Here is a 19,402-nt window from a genome sequence, read left to right as displayed (position 1 = left end):
TATCCCTTATCTACATACTAAGGCGGGACACACACCTGATATGGGCATGCTTTAATGGTTTTAAGTTAACAACCTCTGTGGCAAATACAATAGGGTCGTCTATTAAAAAATCTAGTGTTAACATATTTAATGAACGCAAAAAGAACCCAACACCTTTTACCGCAACTGCTCACCTACTAGTGGTACACTCGAGCTGAAATTTTCGGCAGGTCCCATGGCTACCGCCCAGAACTATGTAAGGTTGGTTAGTATGACAACAGGGTACAAAACAATTTTAGTAACACCGTTAAGCCGCTTTGTAGGTGCCGAAATAAGTGGTATAAATATCGCAGAGGGCTTAAGCAAGCAACAATTTTTGGAAGTGAAACAGGCATTTGTAGCTCACGGTGTTATTTTTATGCGAAATCAAAATATCACACCCGATCAGCACATTGAGTTTGCAGAACGTTGGGGAGAAATAACGGTTAATCGTTTTTTCCAAGCAGTAGCAAGCCACCCTGTGATCGCAGAAGTGCGTAAAGAAGTGCACCAAAAATCAAATATTGGTTCATCTTGGCATACAGATCATAGCTACGATTATGCGCCTGCAATGGGGTCTATTTTATACGCCCGAGCAGTTCCTAAGGTGGGTGGAGATACATTGTTTTCAAGCATGTATGCAGCCTATGACCATTTGTCTGATGGCATGAAAAACACCTTAAATCGGATGCGTGCTGAACACTCTAGCCGCCATGCTTTTGGTGCCACAGCCTATGTGGGCTTGGATGATGTGGAAGGTCGGTTAGGTAATGTCACAAAGGCCACACAAGATGCGGTGCACCCTGTAGTAATAAAGCACCCACTCTCTGGAAAACTGGCACTTTATGTAAATGGCGACTTCACAGTGAAGTTTGAAGGTTGGAGTAAGCAAGAATCGCAGCCGCTTTTGGATTACTTATATTTACATGCATACAAAAACGAATTTACCTGTCGGTTTAAATGGACTCAAGGTTCGATGGCAATATGGGATAATCGTGCGACCCAGCACTGTGCACTAAATGATTATGATGGTGAATTTCGTTTGATGCACCGAATTACCATCAGCGGGGAATGTCTGGAGCCTAGTGTTATGTAACTAAAGGGCCGCTAAAGAACGTAAGAGCTCAACTTAGAGTCTTAAAAAACTTGAAACTGCAACTGAGTATAAAATCAGCACCGTTTGAATCTATTACGTTAACACTGACGTAAGATTAACTAACTAAGCTAAACTAGTTTAATAAGGCTGCACTATGAAACCTATTCCCCATTCTATGATCACTTCTGAACATAATTTCCGTAACCGGAGGCACTTTATTGCTAGCGGTATTGCTGCGGCCATAACCCTGCCATTGGCAGGTTCTTTACTAGCGAGTGCAGATGCATCTGAACCACTTAAACCGACACCCTTGGAAACGATTAACAGCTATAACAACTACTATGAATTTGGCTTCGAAAAAAGTGATCCTTCTGAAGCAGCTAAAACGCTAATAACTTCACCTTGGACTGTGGAAATCACAGGGGCAGGGGCCGATAAGAAGGGCGCTTACGATCTAGCTGATATCTACGGGGAGTATGCTATAGAGTCCCATGTGCACCGTTTTAGGTGCGTAGAAGCATGGTCTATGGTGATCCCTTGGAATGGTATACCACTGCATAAGCTGATAACCGCAGCGCAACCTAATAGTCGTGCAAAGTATGTGCGTTTTATTACTGCCAACGATAAAACTCAAATGCCTAATGCCGATTGGTCTGGAGGCCCCTACACTGAGGGCTTAACCATTGAGGAAGCGATGAATCCTTTGGCCTTACTTGCTACTGGTATTTATGATAAACCCTTAGAGCAGCAAACGGGTGCGCCCATTCGTCTAGTTTTACCTTGGAAATACGGCTTTAAGTCGGCTAAGTCTATTGTGCGTATTGAATTAGTGGAACAGATGCCTAAAACCACTTGGTGGCAGCAAAACCCAAGAGAATATGGTTTTTATGCTAACGTGAACCCAGATCATGATCATCCACGTTGGTCTCAAGGGTCTGAACGTGTGATTGGGGAGTATGGCCGACAGCGCACTCAGCTTTATAATGGTTACGCCAACGAAGTGGCACACCTTTATGGCGCTTTGTCAGACCGGCGGTATTTTTATTAAATGAGCCCTTCCTTAATCTGATCTAGCCAATAGTTGACTGTTTTGGGGTGGCCATAAAAGTAACCCTGGCCTTTGGTAATGCCAGAGTCTGCTAATATTATCGCTTGGGCTTGGGTTTCAATGCCCTCGGCAATGATCTCAAAGTTAAGTTCTTTAGCCATAGTAACCAACGCTTTTATAATGGCTAAGCTACGTGGGTTTTTCTCCATTTTTGCAATAAAACTACGATCTATTTTTATGATGTCGGCAGGAATGTCGCGTATACGGTCCATATTTGAATGTTCCATACCAAAATCATCTAAGGCAATACCAATGCCACTTTGTTGCAGTAATTTGATGTTGCTTAATGCCTTTTCCATGTTGCCTAGTGCAGTTTTTTCTGGCAACTCTAGTACCAAACGATTTAGATTCACTTGAGCAAGTTTAAACTGGGTGATTAAGTCGGCAACAAACTCAGTGGAATTAATAAAAGTGTTGTCTGTGTTAAACGATAAATAATAATCTGAGTTACTGTTAACTAAATCTCTAAGAATGGGTGCCAATTGAGCCAGAGCAGTGGCCTTAAATGTTGGGTAAGCTAAAGGTGACAGAGCAATATCTAAAAAGTAATCCGGTGTGAGTATAGAACCATCTGCCTGATGCCAGCGCATTAAAGCTTCAAAACCGACCGCTTTTTGGGTACTGTTGTCGCAGATAGGTTGAATATTTAGCTTAAACTCACCCTTGATTAAACCTTTTAAAATAGCCTCTAGCTTGGGGTATGCTTTATTTTTTTCCAATTGTGCAATAAACCAATGATTCGCCACGGTTGTCCTATTTTTACCTTTGGCTTTTGATTGATAGAGCGCCTTGTCAGCAAGGCTCATTGCGTCTTTAATTTGTGAGCCTATGGCCAGTTCGGCCACACCAATGCTTGCGCTTCGGCAGATGTCCACACCCGAAAAAGAAACGGTTGTTTGGCTTATACCTTGCCTCAAGCGTTCTGCAATGGTTTGTGCTTCAAGCAAACTCGTACTTTCTAACGCCATACAAAACTCCTCTCCACCAAGGCGGGCAGTAAAACCGAAGTGGTTTGTTGTTAGAGTCATGACTTGACCGTAGGCTTTAAGTAGTTTGTCTCCTGCATGGTGTCCGTAGATATCGTTAACGCCTTTAAAATCATCTAAATCGATCATCAACAGTGTGTATGGACATTTGCGAACACCATCCGCTAAGTAGTTTGAAAAGTAACGTCGCGATTTAAGCCCAGTCAGTTCGTCAATTTCTACTAAATTTTTATAGGTTTCTTTTTGGGCCTTTAGAGAGCTTGTGAGCCTTCGCAAGGCATCATTTTTTTGCTCTAATTCAATATAAGTTTGATTAATCTGTCGATTTTTTTCTGTTAGCTGTAACTGCAGTGCATCAACTTCTGGCGATGTCATTGTTAAACCCACTGCCCCTGATTTTGAAATTAAAACCCTATAGGGCTCCCCTTTTTTTGCTGCAGCAAAAAAACCGTCACGGATTAAGCCCATTGCCGCTGACACAAGAATGAGTAATGCATAATCGAACTGGTTAATTTGACCTTGTAGGCTTGCACCTTCATAAATTAAAAAAGGTAAGGCCAGTACCGAAATGATGCTGGGAAAAGCAATTCCTTGCAGGCCAGTGTACAATAATGAAACAGCCAGAATAGCAGCCAGTGGTGCTAAATTTGTTGGCCAAATATAAAGGCAGGCTAAATGCGCTGTAATGGCAGCCATCGCATAGTAGGACTTTTTTGGCCAAGTAAATTGACGACGATACCATTGCAGTATTAAAAACGTAAAGCTACCCACTACTGAAAATTCTAACAGGTGTAAATGCGCCATTAAAAATGCCAAGTCAAACGCTAATAGTAATTGTTGATGGCCAGATTCATACTCATGCTGTAGTAACGAGGTTGCAAAATATATCAAAAAAATTGGCAGTAACCCGGGTAGATAAGTAAATGCGTTACCAGTAAAATCAGAGGGCTTCCACATACTGCCAAAATACTTAGCAGAAAAAGCAATGCATAGGCCGGAAGCCAATTTAAAAGCTAATAAGGGCCAATTTATGTTGCTTCCAAAAATCCATAGTTGCCAAAAAATATGGCTTATAACTAGTGTGAAAATAACCTTCTTCCAGTACCGTATAGGCGCCAGATAAAGAATGCTGGTAAAGCAAACAACCTCCCAGGTTTGATCGTGTTGGTGAGTAAGCTCACCTATAAAAGAAGTATAGAAATTAACAACAGCGACTGCTAAAACCATCCCAAGATAAGAATATAGTTTAGTTTTTCTGGCGATTAAGGACTTATTTTGTTGCATTGTAATAGTGGCCTTTTATACCTTTAAAGGGGGAGTGATAACGTGTCTTGTTATACCCCTAACGATAGCCTATAAAATAAAATGTGCACTTGCCAGTGTAATTAAATGTGTCCACTGTCGATCTGCTCTAGCCAATAGGCTGCTGGTTTTGGGCGGCCATAGAAGTAACCTTGCGCTCTCGTAATGCCCGCCTGGGTAAGTATTATTGCCTGGGCTTGGGTTTCAATGCCCTCGGCAATAATCTCAAAGTTAAGTTCTTTAGCCATACTAACCAACGCCTTTATGATGGCTAGACTACGGCGGTTACCTTCCATATTTGTAATAAAACTGCGATCTATTTTTATAATGTCTGCAGGAATGTCGCGTATACGGTCCATATTTGAATGTTCCATACCAAAATCATCTAAGGCAATAACAACGCCATTTTTTTGTAATAAGTCAATATTGTTTAATGCCCGTTCCATGTTGACTAGGGCTGTTTTTTCTGGCAATTCAAGCACCAAACAATTTAAATTTACTTGGGCAAGCTTAAATTGGTTAATTAAGTCTGTAACAAACTCTGTGGAATTGATAAATGTATTGTCTGTGTTAAAGGATAAGTAATAGTCTTCATCACGGTTGATTAAATGCTTAAGTATGGTTACCAATTGAGCCAGGGAAATCGCTTTAAAAAGTGGGTAAGCTTCAGGTGATAGGGCAAGGTCTAAAAAATCGTTGGGGGAAAGTATGGAACCATCTGCCCGGTGCCAACGCATTAAACTTTCAAAACCCACTGCCTTTTGGGTGCTGTTGTTGCAAATAGGTTGAATATAAAGCTCAAATTCACCCGCTTTTAGGCCCTCGATCACAGCGTTTAAGTTAGGTTTAGTTTGGTCGATCCTGAGTTGTCGAATAAATAATTCATTGGCCAGGGTGGTTCTATTTTTGCCTTCAGATTTTGATTGATAAAGGGCTTTGTCAGCGAGCCCCATTGCCTCCTTAAGTGCAGAGTCTATGGCCAGTTCGGCTACCCCTATGCTTGCAGTACAGTAGATGTATGAAGCCGATTCATTAGCCTTGGTGTTGCGTATGTGATGCCTTATCTGGCTTGCAAATGTTTGCGCTTCATAAATGTCCTTATTTGCTAGGACAATACAAAATTCTTCTCCACCAATGCGGGCAGTGAAACTATCTTTGGGCACCAGGTTATTTAACACGCTAGCACACTGTTTAAGTAGTTCGTCTCCGGCACTGTGGCCATGATAGTCATTAATTCTTTTAAAGTTATCTAAATCAATTAATATTAGCAAATATGGTTGTTTTCGACTGCCATCGGCTAAATAATTGTAAAAATAATGGCGTGATTTTAACTGAGTAAGTTGGTCTATTTCTGCCAATTTTTTGTAGGATTGACTGACCCTTGACAGCGATGTGGTGAGCGTATTTAAGCGACTATTTTTTTGTTCTAAATCACTATAAGTTTTCTCTAGTTGAGCATATGCTTGGCTAATTTCTTGGTTTTTTTCTTTGAGCTGAGATCGTAATGTGTCAACTTCTAATAGTGCTATAGAAAAGCCAGTAAGGTTGCTTTTTGAAAGCATAACTCGATAAGATTCACCTTTCTTAGCTGCCTCAGCAACATTAAAAATTATGATGCCCAGTAAACCAGAAAAAAATATCAGAAACGCATAATTTAGTTCGTTAACATAATCTAGCAGCGTACCACTTCTGTAAGCAATGAAGGGCAGGGACAGTGACACAATTAAACTGGGGAAAGTGATGCCGCGTAGGCCCATATAATAAACTGAAGCAGTCATGATTAACAAAAGGGGTGCCAAATTACTTGGCCAAACGTAAAAGCAGGCTAGGTGTGTAAATATAATAATGGCGTATGGAAAGGGATTAAATGCCACAATAAATTTGTTGCGATACCAGTGGAGTATTAAAAATGTGAGATTTACGCCCACAGCAAATTCTAGTAGGTGTAAGTGATGAAGAAAAAAGTCTGTAGTGACAATGAAATTTCTGGAGTCCTTTTGATGTATTAACCATTGTCTAAATGCTAAAAATACGCCGTAGATAAAGTAACCAGGTACAATTATTGGCAAGTAGCTTATAATATCGCCAGTGAAATCTGACGGCTGCCAGCTATTGCTAAAATGCTTAGCGTAAAAAGCGAGATATGCACTGGCAACTAATTCCAAAAGTACCATGAACCAGTCTACTTCAGCCTTGTAGAGTATTAGCTGCCAATATGTATGACTTAGAATAATCGTAGAAACAACGCTTGGCCATTGCTTTAAGGGTGAAATCAAAAGCGCAGCTGCAAAACAGATAATCACCCATGTATGCTCTACAGGATTAGTTAGTAAGCTTGTATAATAAGAATATATATTAACAAAAGCCACGCCCAGGAGTAGCCCAAGGTAGGCACATACCCTAATGTTTCTAGCGATAAATGAAGGCTTTTGTTGTATCATGATTAGCGCTTTTTTATATCTTAATTGACCTTAAACTAAGCGCTAATAAGGTTAGTAATTGTGACTTCAGGGTTAACGTCTGCTTCGTAATTTACGCCATCAACGCCAAAGCCAAAAAGGCGTAAAAACTCCTCTTTATAGCCTGCCATATCACTGACCTCAAATAAGTTTTCATCAGTAATTTTAGCCCAAAGAGCTTCCACTTTGGCTTGCACATGGGGTTCTAATTCTTTGTAATCAGCCCTTAAACGGCCTTCTTTATCTTGCTGGGGTTGAGTGCCATACAAGCTTTCACGAAAGAGTAGGTCAATTTGTTCAATACAGCCTTCATGAGTGCCTTCAGCCTTCATTACCTTAAACAATAACCCCAGATAAAGTGGCATTACTGGTATGGCTGCACTCGCCTGAGTTACCACTGCTTTAAGCACAGAAACACGAGCATCACCATCAATGGCATTCATCTGCTTACGAATGCCAACCACCTTAAGGTCTAAGTCTTTTTTAGCTTGGCCAATCGTGCCATCCCAGTAGATGTCGCGGGTTATTTTTTCGCCTACGTAGGTGAAAGCGGTTGTCTTACACCCAACAGCCAGAACGCCAGCGTCGCTTAATGCGCTAATCCACATTTGCCAATCTTCGCCGCCCATTACCGCAACAGTGTTATCAATTTCTTCTTGGTTAGCTGCACCAATGACAAACTCTTTAATAATGCCCTTATCTGTATCTACACCTTGCTGAATCACGTCTTTACCAATGGGCTTTAACGTAGACATATGCACTGCACCGGTTTTAGGGTGCTGGCGGCGAGGAGACGCAAGACTATAAACCACCAGGTCAACTTGGCCTAAGTCTGCTTTTATGGTGTCTATGGTCGTTTGCTTGAGGGCATCAGAAAAAGCATCGCCATTAATACTTTTTGCATATAAGCCTTTGGCGTCTGCAGCTTTATGAAAAGCTGCAGAGTTGTACCAGCCGGCAGTGGCTGGTTTCTTCTCTGTGCCTTCTTTTTCAAAGAACAAACCTAGGGTATCTGCATTGCTAGCAAAAGCCGCAGTAATACGTGATGCAAGCCCATAACCAGTAGAGGCCCCAATCACAAGTACCTTTTTTGGACCGCTATCTAAAACGCCCCGTTGGGTGACATAGTCGATCTGGCTTTGTACATTGGCTTCGCAGCCAGCAGGGTGGGACGTAATGCACATAAAGCCACGAACGCGAGGTTTGATAACCATGAAAGATTCCTATGTAGTGGAGGCAAAATTTGCCAATGTATTAAAACAGCTGAGCATTATAGCCTGCCATGAGAGAATTATCTGCCATTGCCAGTTTCGAAAAATTAACTCAATTTAATCATTGACCTAAGATACCATTACCTTATAATGTGCGCACTGATTTAATAGCGGTAACACACCGAAGTTTATTGGTTTTGTGGGTGATTAGCTCAGTTGGGAGAGCATCTGCTTTACACGCAGAGGGTCGGCGGTTCGAACCCGTCATCACCCACCACTATTGTTAAAAAAAGACGGCCTACTTTGCAGGGCGTCTTTTTTTTGCTTAAAATTTAACAAACGTTACTTTATCTAAGTTTATTTTTGCCTTAATGGGTTTTTAAGCTTTGTTATGGCTTTAAGAGCTTAGGTTTAACCCTATCGCTCTAACCATGAAGATTCAGTGAATTATGATGTGATTGGCTAAATACGCTTGGCGAGCACCATTTGAACTGTTAAGTTGGCTTTGAACTCATGCGCCACAAGAGATATCTCACACCTTTATGATCTGCCTCTACCCTAATTACCTTGCTATGCGTTTGCTATTGGTGCTTTTGCTGTTGGTTTCGGTTACCAGTTATGCCGGCCGGCCTAGCCAATGCGACAAGCCCATGCACTCAGACCATATTATTTATGATTGTTATGGCGATTGGGCGGTACGCCATGTGTTTCAGCGTGGGGAGTTAAAGCATAAGTATTCTGATGCTACAACAGTGATGGATGTGGGCTGGTTTGGTTCAACTGAATTTCAAATTAACCGGCGCCAAGATGGCTCTATTTATTACATTATTCCAAGCCAAATTGACCGGGTAGAAATGACTATTGGTGGCCAAGTGTTTGTGGCTGAACAAGGGCCTAGTGCAGTGTTTTATGGCGCAATTACAGCCCCTATGTTAGTGGCCATCTCTCAAGCAGAGTCGTTAATAAATCTACTCATTTACAGTGAGGGCCAAACTATAGAGGCTTCTTTTTCTGCGACAGGATCAAATGCTGCATTGCGCTGGATTGGCGCCATAGATTAGTGACACGGAGTGGGTATGAGCAAAAATGGAACGCTTAAAAATGGCAGTATAGTCATTGTTGAAGATGATGATGATCAACGGTCTAACTATGAAAATTTGCTTACCCGCCGTTTATACACGGTACATGCTTTTGCTACCAAGGCTGAAGCACTGGATCACTTAAGCCGCCATAGGCCAGACCTACTTATTTTAGACATTATTTTAGGTAGTGATTATGATGGTGGCTTTGAACTTTATAGTGAGGCTGTGCGCTTCCATGAAGGGCTACCTGTATTGTTTTTAACAGATCGTGATGGTGAGTTTGATAAAGTATGGGGCCTAAAAATAGGGGCATGGGACTACCAGTCGAAGCCCATTAGTATGGAGTTTTTAGCTGCCAAGGTAGCAACGTTAATGATGCTGGCGCATAACCAATCAAGGCCATCTAATAATGCTCATACGGAATTGGTTCGGGGTGATTTAGTACTAAATACGCTGTCTCGACATGTAGCATGGGCGGGTGTACCCGTGCTGAACCTTACGGTGACAGAGTTCAACATGTTGCATGCTTTAGTATTGCACCCGGGTAATGTGATTACCTACGATCAGTTTGCTAAAGTCACTCACTCAACTGTGATTGAGAAGAATACCATTAGCGCTCATATTAAAAACCTAAAAAGAAAGATTAAAGTGTCAGCACCTCATTTTAATGGTATTGGTTCTGAGTATGGCCTTGGATACCGGTGGAAGGTGTAATTAGTGGCTGAATTACGCAGGCGTAAACGTAGTTTTAAATTCTCCATACAAGTGGTTAGCTTATTGGTGGTAATGGGTGCCGTGCCTTGGCTTGGCTATCAGTTTATCAGTGAAGCGAAGCAGTTTTTAGACTCAGGGCAATTGATCTCTCAAGAACAGTTTGGCCGATCTGTTGCAAATACTTTTTACAATAAAAAGAAAAGCCTTAGCTTGTCTCTAGCCGCAGGCGCACCGCTACCTAAAACCTACCTAGCCACCCCAATAACCGTTGACGGTTCTCAGCAGGATTGGCAAGATCAAAGTTATCGAAAGGCATCTTTTCCGCAGCGAAAATTTTATAATGGGTTTGGTTTTTCTGTGGCAATAGGTGAGCGTAACGGCAGCCTTTATGGGCTTATTGACGTAAGAGATATAGACCCTGATTTTGACACAGGCGTGATGAATGACTTTGACTCCAGAGACCACGTTAGGTTGGAATGGGTTAATCAGCGTGGCGATATTGAACGTGTTGTATTAGTGCCGCAACAAGGTGGGTTTGTGGCTATTTTTAGGGTAGGTGCCAATTGGCGCCGTGACACGATGGATCGCTTCCAAGCAGCGCCCATAAGTGCGGTGATGATGCCTACACTTGAAGGCTATGCGGTTGAGATTGAAATAGCCAAAGCTAGCCTAAGCCAGAAGCAGGAGCTGCGTTTCTCTGTGTACAATGGTACTACTAAAAGTGGTATTTCTTCTATGGGTTCCTCGAAAGGGTTTCACAGCCTAAATACCAGCTCATCGGCTGCTAATCGGTTACTTGAACAGTTAGCTAAATCGGTTAGTTATATAGCCTTATACGATGTAAATTTTCAGTTGCGAGCCCAGACACAGAATAAACCCCGCCAGTATGCACAATTGCTTCAAACCACAGTGTGGGATGACATTGTTGGCCTGTTAGATGAAGCAATGATAGTGCTGTTGCAACTGAGCATGGGCAATAATGGTGACGAATTGGAAACCCAAGAAGAGCTGTTACTTTTTGCTCAGCGTGGTGAATTAGCCCAGGCTCGATGGTCTTCCTTGGGAGGCGGTGGGTTTTTAGCCACAGCGGCGCCGGTGTTATCAGATGACGGCTCGGTAATAGGTATCGTGTTGGTTAAGCAATCCACTGATCAAATATTAAAATTACAACTTAAATCTTTGCAGAATATTGTGCTGTTTAGTGTCGCTGGCATTCTGCTTATTTTCTCTATTATTTTCTTTTTGTTTTGGCGCTTGGCTTATCGTGTGCGTAAATTGCGCATAGAAACAGCCAATATGGTCAATGATGAAGGGCGCTTAGTGGTAAGTAGAATTGTGGGCCAGGTAGACCGAGATGATTCTATAGGTGATTTAGCCCGCAGTTTTTCTGACGTGGTCTCTAAACTTCACGAACAACAATCTTTTATGTCCACCATGCCACGCACTTTAAGCCATGAGATTAAAAACCCGTTGAATGCCATCTCTACGTCGCTTGAGAATATATCTGATTACCCCCTTGATGAAGAAATTGAAGGCTACATTGATATTGCTAAACGTGGCCTACACAAAATAGAGTCCATCTTGTCTAAGCTGTCTTCCGCTGCCAATCTTGAGCAAGCATTAACCAATGACGAACTAGAACCCCTAGACGTTAATCACTTTCTTACCTTGTATTGTCAGCATCAACACCAGATGGCAGGGCAGGATGTGGTGATTGAATACGTGGGCACTAAAAAGGCGGCGGTAGTGATGGCGGTAGACTATCGTTTAGAGCAGGCATTGGATAAGTTACTTGATAATGCCAAGGATTTTCATCGCCAGGATACCCCTATTATTGTTCGCTTAACTGCAGATAAATTTGACTGGTTTATAGACGTTGAAAATCAAGGCGAACCAATTAACCTAGATGATGCAGATCAGCTATTCCAATCAATGGTAACCTCACGCACACAAGCCTCTGCGGGTGGCGTTGGACACTTTGGGCTTGGGCTTTATGTAGTGCAAACCATTGCTCAGTTCCATAAAGGCGCAGCGCAAGTAGCTAACCTGCCCGATGGCTTGGGTGTTCGTTTTTCCATAAGGCTGCCAGCAAGCCTTATCTAATCGCTGTTCCTTAATTCTACTTTGATCTTCATCATTTCTTCAGACTTATTCCTTACATCTTCAGGAAGTCTTCCATAGTTCCTCATTGTTAAGTTGTTTAATGGTTGTCATACCAATACTAACAACAAGGAGCAAGACCATGGACCTTAATTTACTTCAGCCCAATATTTCGCAACAAATAAGTTCTGTGGAACACCTGCAAGTAGAATTACTGATGTTATACGGAGATAGCTGTGACATTGGTGAGGGCAAACATTACACCAGTTTAACGCGGCGAGGCCTTAAACGACTGATGAAAGATATGCGTCATGTGCAACAGCACCTTCAATCTCTGCGTAGCACCTACCTTATCGATGCAGATGGAGCAACTGTGCTTACGGTTGGCCATAAGTATGACCATGTAGCGGCTAACAGGGGGATTTCTCGTGCAAGCTATTGATACATTTGAAAGCCGCTGTGTTGATTACCAAGAGGACCGAGTCACCTCAGCAACAACTGCCCTAAAGGCGTATCTGTTAAGCCACAAGGTGGTTTACTCAGAGGTTAACTACATGGTGCCAGAACAACCTCCCACTGTTGAGATGCTATCCATTGTTGTTAAAGATGTGTGCCAAGGTGAATCGTCCTATACCTTTGTATTTGAACAAATGGCAGCGCGTTATTTGGCTTTAGTGGGCGATGAGGGTATATCGCCCCGAGTCATTTTTTACTATGTAAGCAACGTTATTATATCGCTGCTGGTTTTGAGTCGTCAGAACAGCCAATTATCTGCTGAAATTCTTATCAAAATCATACAACGTTTTAATTTTAGGGATGCGGTTTTGCGAGCAGGCATAGAGGTCATTGCAGAGGAAGTGTTACGCCGATGCTTTTTAGCCATAAACCAACCCACAAGCTGCCTTGAAAAAAAATCCTCAAACATAAAAAGGGCATCCAATTGAGCATCTATCCTAAGAGAACTTTTAACATGAACACCCGATCGAAATGTGCCATAGCAATTACCCTGATTATTATATCAGTGCCAGCTATGGCCAGCAGTAACAGTGAAGTATGGACTACAACTAATGGGTCTGTTGTGGTCGATGGAAAGGGTAACCCCATTAGAACGATTCACTACAAACACGGGGTGTTGGCTGCCCTTACTCAAGTGATCAACTCTGAAAAAGTAGCTAAGAAAAAAGTGAATCAAGAGGCTAAAATAGCCTTAGTTAAAGTGGGTCAGCAAGCCGATGCAATAGTGTTTGAAACTGAACCAGAGCCCATAATAGCGCCTAAAAACGTAATATTACCGAAACCAATCCTTATAAAAATTGTGCCCCCGGTCCTTAAAAGCAAGGTAAAAAAAGAGACCAAAAAAGAGATAAAACAAGCTGTGGTGGCGCAAACGCCTATTATAAAACAGCCTAAAACTACTATCACTCAAGCGGCAGAGCTAAAGCCAGTAACGCAAAAAGTAGAAGCAATGGTAACCCCGCAAGTTGAATACAGGTTCAATAATTATCAAGCAACGGTATTATTTGATACCGCCAGTGCAATATTGTCAGACCATGCCACGGGTAGCTTAAAACAACTAGTTATGGCGACTGGTTTGGCGCAGAGTGTTATATCAGTGCAGGTGATTGGCCATGCAGATACTCGTGGTGGTGAAGCCTATAACATGACCTTGTCTGAACAGCGTATGCGCAGTGTGGCTAGCTACTTAAACGGTTTAAAGCTTAAGGTAACATCAATGTTTGCCAAAGGAGAAACATCTCCTGTAGTCAATAATCAGGGTGAAGACCTCACTAAGAGTCGTCGTGTTCATGTCGCCATTAAAACCCGTCACTTAAAAAATTAACAGCCGCTTTAAAGTGGCACGGCGGAGGTGTCGCTTTAAAGGCTAAGGATCAAAGGATGTGTTGCCCAAGTGATAGTAGTTTGTATGATAATGAATATAAAACCAGTTAAACTGGCACTAAATTACAGTAAAAAAACCGGTTAATTATCAAGCCGTGGAAGGTTAGCTTTAGACTAACGTTCTATTCAAAATTAGACTTAAAAGTGGGTCTAAATCGCATATAAGTCGAATATATCCTGTTTTTTGTCGCTTTATGCTCAAAACCGACACAAGGTGTCGATTTATCCTTCTACCCCTTAGGCCAATTATTTTATTTTTTCAACACTAGATAAAGGTCCCATTTTGTGTGGAGATGCTTTAAAATTTCGCAAACCAGCCACCTTTGGCTACAACAATAATAGCGGAGGCACACATGGGCCAATATAATGCCCTAAACATCGCTTGGAACGCTCTACGAGGCCATAAAAATTGGCAGCGAGCTTGGCGCGACCCAGAGCCAAAATCCAATTACGACGTCATTATTATTGGAGGTGGTGGCCACGGTCTTGCTACAGCATATTATTTGGCAAAAAATCACGGTATTACTAACGTTGCTATCCTTGAGAAGGGCTGGATAGGTGGTGGTAACGTGGGTCGCAACACCACTATTGTTCGTTCTAACTACTTGTTAGATGGCAACTCACCATTTTACGAGCATGGCATGAACTTGTGGCGTGATATGGCACAAGACTTAAACTATAACGTGATGTTCTCGCCGCGTGGTGTTATGAACATTGCTCATACCAAGTCACAATACGATACGTTTGCTCGCCGAGCTAACACCATGCGTTTAAACGGTATTCAAGCTGAATTGCTCAGCCGCGACGAAGTACTAGAACGCGAACCTATTATTGATGGCAGTGCAGATACTCGCTTCCCTGTATGGGGTGGTATTTTGCAGCCAGACGCGGGCAATGCTCGCCATGATGCTGTGGCTTGGGGCTATGCTCGTGCCGCGGATCAGTTGGGTGTAGATATTATTCAAAACTGTGAAGTGATTGATTTTATTAAGCAGGGTGAGCGTATTATTGGTGTTAAAACCAACCGTGGTGACATTCATGCAGACAAAGTAGGCATGGCCGTTGCCGGCAGTTCTAGCCGTTTAGCGCAAAAGTTAGGTATTCGCTTGCCGATCGAGAGCCATGTACTCCAGGCCTTTGTTACCGAGCCATATAAGCCCTTAATTAATGGTGTTGTCACCTTTGGTGCCGGCCACTTTTATGTGTCTCAATCGGACAAAGGTGGTGTTGTCTTCGGTGGCGACATTGATGGCTATAACACTTACGCTCAGCGCGGTAATTTGCCTGTGTTTGAAGACGTAATTGCTGGTGGTTTAACCATGATGCCGTGCCTGTCTCGCCTTAAGTTACTGCGTAACTGGGGTGGGGTTATGGATATGTCTATGGATGGATCGCCTATTATCGACGTTGGCCCAATTGATGGTTTATACCTCAATACGGGGTGGTGTTACGGTGGCTTTAAGGCTACACCTGCTTCGGGTTATTGTTTTGCGCATACTATTGCCAATGACGAAGCCCACGAACTTAACAAAGCTTATACCCTCGATCGTTTTGCCAAAGGCTACACGATTGACGAAAAGGGTATGGGTCCATATCCGAAGGCGCACTAATTATGATGAGAATTAATTGCCCCTACTGTGGCGAACGGGAACATAGTGAATTTACTTACGGTGAAGACGCCACTCGCACTGCCCCAGACAACGACGCTCCTATGGAGGAGTGGAATAAGTTTGTTTACGAGCGTGATAATCCCGCTGGTGAGCACATTGAATATTGGCATCATGCGTTTGGTTGCAGAGCGTGGTTAAAAGTTCAGCGCAACACGTTTACGCATGACATTTCTTGGGTGGGTTTGCCCCATGAACATCCGGAGGCTGAATCATGAGCGGATTTAGACATGGCGAAGGCCGTTTAGGCGATGCCACACTTAACTTTACCTTTGATGGTAAACCCATGCTTGCACGTGCTGGTGATACAGTGGCTTCGGCCTTGTTGGCCAATGGTGTTGAAGTAGTTGGGCGGAGTTTTAAATATCACCGCCCGCGCGGTGTGACTTCAAGTGGCCCAGAAGAAACGGGCGCATTAGTTACCATTGGCGCAGGCGGTAAAGCCGACCCTAATGCTAGGGCAACAATGGAGCCTATTACTAAGGGTTTGGAAGTGTTTTCTCAAAATTGCTTCCCATCACCAAAGTTTGACTTGATGTCTGTGAACGGGCTAGCTGGTGCGATTTTGCCAGGCTCATTATTTTCGGCAGGTTTCTATTACAAAACCTTTATGTGGCCAGCTGCCCTTTGGTATAAGTTTTACGAGCCTTCTATACGTGCTGCTGCAGGTATGGGCGTACCGCCTAAAGTTGCTGATCCAGATATCTATGATCGGGTTCAATCTTTCTGTGACGTTGCCGTAGTAGGCGGTGGCTCTGCTGGCTTGTCTGCTGCTTTAAGTGCAGCTCAAAGTGGTTTGCGTGTAGTGCTGTTTGATGAGCATAACGACCTTGGCGGTCAGTTACTTAACGAAGCTAACAGCGAAGCCAATACTGATTTAGAACAATGGCGTGCTGACACTGTTGCGGCTCTAAAAGCGGCTTCTAACGTTAAAGTTTTAACGCGAACGGTATGTTGGGGCAGGTTTGATGGCAATATGCTTGCTGCCCATGAAAGCGTAGATGGCAAAGTACGCCAAAACTACCACAAGGTTCAAGCCAAGAAAATTATCATTGCGGCGGGTGCCATTGAGCGCCCATTAGTATTTGGTAACAACGACAAGCCTAATGTCATGCTTGCTTCTGGCGCACGTCGTATGCTTAATCACTATGGTACGGCCACGGGTAAGATGTTGGCAGTATTTACCAATAATGATAGCGCTTACCAAACTGCGTTCGATTATGCCGACGCTGGTATTAAAGTTTCTGCGGTAGTTGATAGCCGTCAGTACCCAGGCCAAGCCTTGGTAGATGGTTGTCAATCACGCGGCATTACCTTATTTACCCAAAGTGTAGTGACCAAAGCCAAGGGCTGGCAAGCAGTGCGTAGCATTGAGATTGCAGACCTTGCGGCTAACGGCCAAAGTGTAAGTAATCGTCGTCGTGTTTCCTGTGATGTGCTTGCACATTCTGGCGGTTGGACTCCGCAAGTGCAAATGGCGGCACACGGTGGTAAGCCGCCACTTTATGATAAGAAAATTGCTGCCTTTGTGGTTGGCGACCAAGCGCCAGATACCTACTCTGTAGGTGCTGCTGAAGGCGAAAATGGGTTGCTAGCGGGTGTTGCTCAGGCGCTACATGCGGCTAAAGCGGCTTGTGCCGAACTTGGCGAAGAAGCTGGCCCAATAACCCAACCACCACAAGACCGTGATGGTGCTACAAATATCGTGCCACTTTGGAGCGTGCCGGCTAAAGGTAAGCAACTGGTTGATATTCAACACGACGTAACGGCCGCAGACGTGGTTCAGTCTCACCAAGAAGGTTTTATTTCTGTAGAGCACCTTAAGCGTTACACCACACTTGGCATGGCTAACGATCAAGGTCGTACGTCTAACGTTAACGCGTTGGCCATTATGGCCCAGTGTCGCGGTATCAGTATTGCCGAAGCCGGTACTACACGTTTTCGTGCACCTCTTGCGCCAGTATCCATGGGTGGCTTTGGTGGTCGCGAAATTGGCAAACACTTTAAGCCTGTGCGTCGCACGCCAATGCAAGAGTGGCATGAAAAAGCGGGTGCTGTATTTGTTCAAGCCGGCATGTATATGCGTCCACAGTATTACCCACAAGCGGGTGAGACTATTGATGATGCATACGAACGTGAAACTGAACACGTACGCAAGAAAGTGGGTATTTGTGATGTAACGTCCCTAGGTAAAATTGAAATTGTGGGTCCAGATGCTGCTGAGTTCCTTGACCGTGTTTATATCAATATGTTCAGCACCCTTAAAGTAGGTAAGGCTCGTTATGGTGTAATGCTAAGAGAAGACGGTATCGTTTATGATGATGGTACCACCTCTCGTTTTGCTGAAGACCGGTTCTTTATGACAACCACTACAGCCAAAGCTGGCCCAGTTATGGCTTATTTAGAGCGGTGTTTAGAAATTGATTGGCCAGAATTGAAAGTCCGTGTGAGTTCTGTGAGTGAACGTTGGGGTGCCATGGCTGTTGCTGGTCCTGATGCCCGTGCTACTTTAACGGCGGCTTTCCCATCCGTAGACTTTAGTAACGAAACGTTCCCATTTATGGGTGTGGTTCATGCTGAACATAACGGCGCCAAGATGGTCATCTTGCGAATTAGTTTTTCTGGTGAAATGGCCTACGAAGTGTATGCAGAATCAGAGCACGCTACGGATATATGGCAAGCCATTATTGATGCTGGTCAGGTTCACGATATTGTGCCTTACGGCCTTGAAACTTTAGGTGCTTTGCGTATCGAGAAAGGTCACGTTACTGGCGCAGAGCTTGATGGTCGTGTGACCTTAGGTGATGTACACATGGATGGTATGGCTTCTAAGAAAAAGTGGTTTGTAGGTAAAAACTTGAAAGACCGGGAAGGCCTAGTACATCCAGACCGCCCGCAATTGGTAGGTTTAAAGTCGGTTGATCCACGCACACCTATCTCTACAGGTTCTATTTTGGTAACAGATGCCAACGCCACTGCCGGTGCAGATAAGCAAGGCTGGGTAAGTTCCATGACGTATAGCCCAGAACTTGGCAACTTTATCGCACTTGGCTTTTTACGAGGTGGTAAAGACCGTATTGGTGAGCGTATTTATGCCGCTTACCCGGTAAAAGGAAGAACTGTTGAAGTAGAAGTGGTGAGTAACCACTTTGTTGATCCAACTAACGAAAGGGTGAAAGGCTAATGGCTAATGCACTAAACGGGCATTTTGAAATGCCACAAACTTTCGCTGCAGTTAGCATCGATGTTACTGCTACCAACATGTGGCAACTTGAAGGCTGCGAAAACGTAGACAGTAAAGTTGCTGCCATGACCGGTATGGCTATTCCAGCGCAGGGTCAAGTGACTGTGCAAGGTGATGAACGTTTGGTATGGGCGGGGCGCGATCGCTACCTGTTAACTACACATCGTTCAGATCTAGCTGATAACAATGGTGTTTATGCAACGGATCAAACCTATGGCAAAACTCAGCTATTAATTACTGGTGAAGACGCCCGAGCCCTATTGGCTCGTGGCCTGCCATTAGACATTGATGAAGGGCAGTTTGCTATTGGTGAAGTTCAACACAGCCACATTAACCATATTGGGGTGAGTGTTATTCGTAATGCTGACGTGAGTGGCCAGCCACAGTTTGAAGTGTGGGTAATGCGTGGTTTCGCCAAATCTCTTACAGACTTCTTGGTACATTCTGCAGAAACCTTACGTTAATAGATAGGTTCTGCTCAAAGCCAGCAAAGCTCTTTTATTGCTGGCTTTAAAT

General features: G+C 43.5%; 15 protein-coding genes and 1 tRNA gene. 13 read left to right on the top strand and 3 right to left on the bottom strand.

Annotated elements, in window-relative coordinates:
* Positions 1 to 250 precede the first annotated feature (250 nt).
* Both ABXT60_RS08350 and msrP read left to right on the top strand, forming a co-directional pair.
* Positions 251 to 1,114, top strand: a complete 864-nt coding sequence (locus ABXT60_RS08350; RefSeq protein ID WP_443629695.1) for a TauD/TfdA dioxygenase family protein — start codon at positions 251 to 253, stop codon at positions 1,112 to 1,114.
* A gap of 154 nt (positions 1,115 to 1,268) precedes the next feature.
* Positions 1,269 to 2,162: a protein-methionine-sulfoxide reductase catalytic subunit MsrP gene (msrP, locus tag ABXT60_RS08345; RefSeq protein WP_443629694.1), complete on the top strand. Its 894-nt coding sequence runs from the start codon at positions 1,269 to 1,271 to the stop codon at positions 2,160 to 2,162.
* Here the strand turns inward: msrP and ABXT60_RS08340 are convergent.
* From ABXT60_RS08340 to fabV, 3 genes are all read right to left on the bottom strand, one after another.
* Positions 2,159 to 4,165, bottom strand: a complete 2,007-nt coding sequence (locus tag ABXT60_RS08340) for a putative bifunctional diguanylate cyclase/phosphodiesterase (protein ID WP_443629693.1) — start codon at positions 4,163 to 4,165, stop codon at positions 2,159 to 2,161. The two genes, msrP and ABXT60_RS08340, sit on opposite strands and share 4 nt — an antisense overlap.
* Before the next feature lie 428 nt (positions 4,166 to 4,593).
* The gene (locus tag ABXT60_RS08335; RefSeq protein WP_443629692.1) at positions 4,594 to 6,951 is read right to left on the bottom strand and encodes an EAL domain-containing protein; all 2,358 of its coding nucleotides are present in this window, start codon (positions 6,949 to 6,951) and stop codon (positions 4,594 to 4,596) included.
* A gap of 35 nt (positions 6,952 to 6,986) precedes the next feature.
* Positions 6,987 to 8,183, bottom strand: coding sequence for an enoyl-ACP reductase FabV (fabV, locus tag ABXT60_RS08330; RefSeq protein WP_443629691.1), 1,197 nt, complete (start codon positions 8,181 to 8,183; stop codon positions 6,987 to 6,989).
* Between the two features lie 198 nt (positions 8,184 to 8,381).
* Between fabV and ABXT60_RS08325 the strand changes: the two genes are divergently transcribed.
* From ABXT60_RS08325 to ABXT60_RS08275, 11 genes are all read left to right on the top strand, one after another.
* A tRNA-Val gene (locus ABXT60_RS08325) sits at positions 8,382 to 8,457 on the top strand.
* A gap of 373 nt (positions 8,458 to 8,830) precedes the next feature.
* Complete coding sequence (locus ABXT60_RS08320; RefSeq protein ID WP_443629690.1) at positions 8,831 to 9,241, top strand: hypothetical protein; 411 nt, start codon at positions 8,831 to 8,833, stop codon at positions 9,239 to 9,241.
* Between the two features lie 15 nt (positions 9,242 to 9,256).
* Complete coding sequence (locus ABXT60_RS08315; RefSeq protein ID WP_443629689.1) at positions 9,257 to 9,976, top strand: response regulator transcription factor; 720 nt, start codon at positions 9,257 to 9,259, stop codon at positions 9,974 to 9,976.
* A gap of 3 nt (positions 9,977 to 9,979) precedes the next feature.
* Positions 9,980 to 12,079, top strand: a complete 2,100-nt coding sequence (locus ABXT60_RS08310; RefSeq protein WP_443629688.1) for an ATP-binding protein — start codon at positions 9,980 to 9,982, stop codon at positions 12,077 to 12,079.
* A 139-nt stretch (positions 12,080 to 12,218) separates the two neighbouring features.
* The gene (locus ABXT60_RS08305; RefSeq protein WP_443629687.1) at positions 12,219 to 12,518 is read left to right on the top strand and encodes a hypothetical protein; all 300 of its coding nucleotides are present in this window, start codon (positions 12,219 to 12,221) and stop codon (positions 12,516 to 12,518) included.
* Positions 12,505 to 13,020 (top strand): hypothetical protein, encoded by a 516-nt coding sequence (locus ABXT60_RS08300; protein WP_443629686.1) that lies wholly within the window; start codon positions 12,505 to 12,507, stop codon positions 13,018 to 13,020. The genes ABXT60_RS08305 and ABXT60_RS08300 overlap by 14 nt, the downstream gene beginning before the upstream one ends.
* A gap of 26 nt (positions 13,021 to 13,046) precedes the next feature.
* Positions 13,047 to 13,916: an OmpA family protein gene (locus tag ABXT60_RS08295; RefSeq protein ID WP_443629685.1), complete on the top strand. Its 870-nt coding sequence runs from the start codon at positions 13,047 to 13,049 to the stop codon at positions 13,914 to 13,916.
* Between the two features lie 412 nt (positions 13,917 to 14,328).
* A complete protein-coding gene (locus ABXT60_RS08290; protein WP_443629684.1) occupies positions 14,329 to 15,585 on the top strand; it encodes a sarcosine oxidase subunit beta family protein in 1,257 nt (418 codons plus the stop codon).
* Positions 15,586 to 15,587: 2 nt separating this feature from the next.
* Positions 15,588 to 15,860, top strand: a complete 273-nt coding sequence (locus tag ABXT60_RS08285; RefSeq protein ID WP_443629683.1) for a sarcosine oxidase subunit delta — start codon at positions 15,588 to 15,590, stop codon at positions 15,858 to 15,860.
* The gene (locus ABXT60_RS08280) at positions 15,857 to 18,826 is read left to right on the top strand and encodes a sarcosine oxidase subunit alpha family protein (protein WP_443629682.1); all 2,970 of its coding nucleotides are present in this window, start codon (positions 15,857 to 15,859) and stop codon (positions 18,824 to 18,826) included. Before ABXT60_RS08285 ends, ABXT60_RS08280 begins: the two co-directional genes overlap by 4 nt.
* Positions 18,826 to 19,350 carry a sarcosine oxidase subunit gamma gene (locus ABXT60_RS08275; protein WP_443629681.1) on the top strand — a complete coding sequence of 175 codons (525 nt, stop codon included), beginning with the start codon at positions 18,826 to 18,828 and terminating at the stop codon, positions 19,348 to 19,350. The genes ABXT60_RS08280 and ABXT60_RS08275 overlap by 1 nt, the downstream gene beginning before the upstream one ends.
* The last annotated feature ends 52 nt before the right edge of the window (positions 19,351 to 19,402 follow it).

Source organism: Candidatus Njordibacter sp. Uisw_056 (assembly GCF_047730085.1).
Classification (GTDB): Bacteria; Pseudomonadota; Gammaproteobacteria; order Pseudomonadales; family Balneatricaceae; genus Njordibacter.
This window is presented reverse-complemented; position numbering and strand designations above follow the sequence as displayed.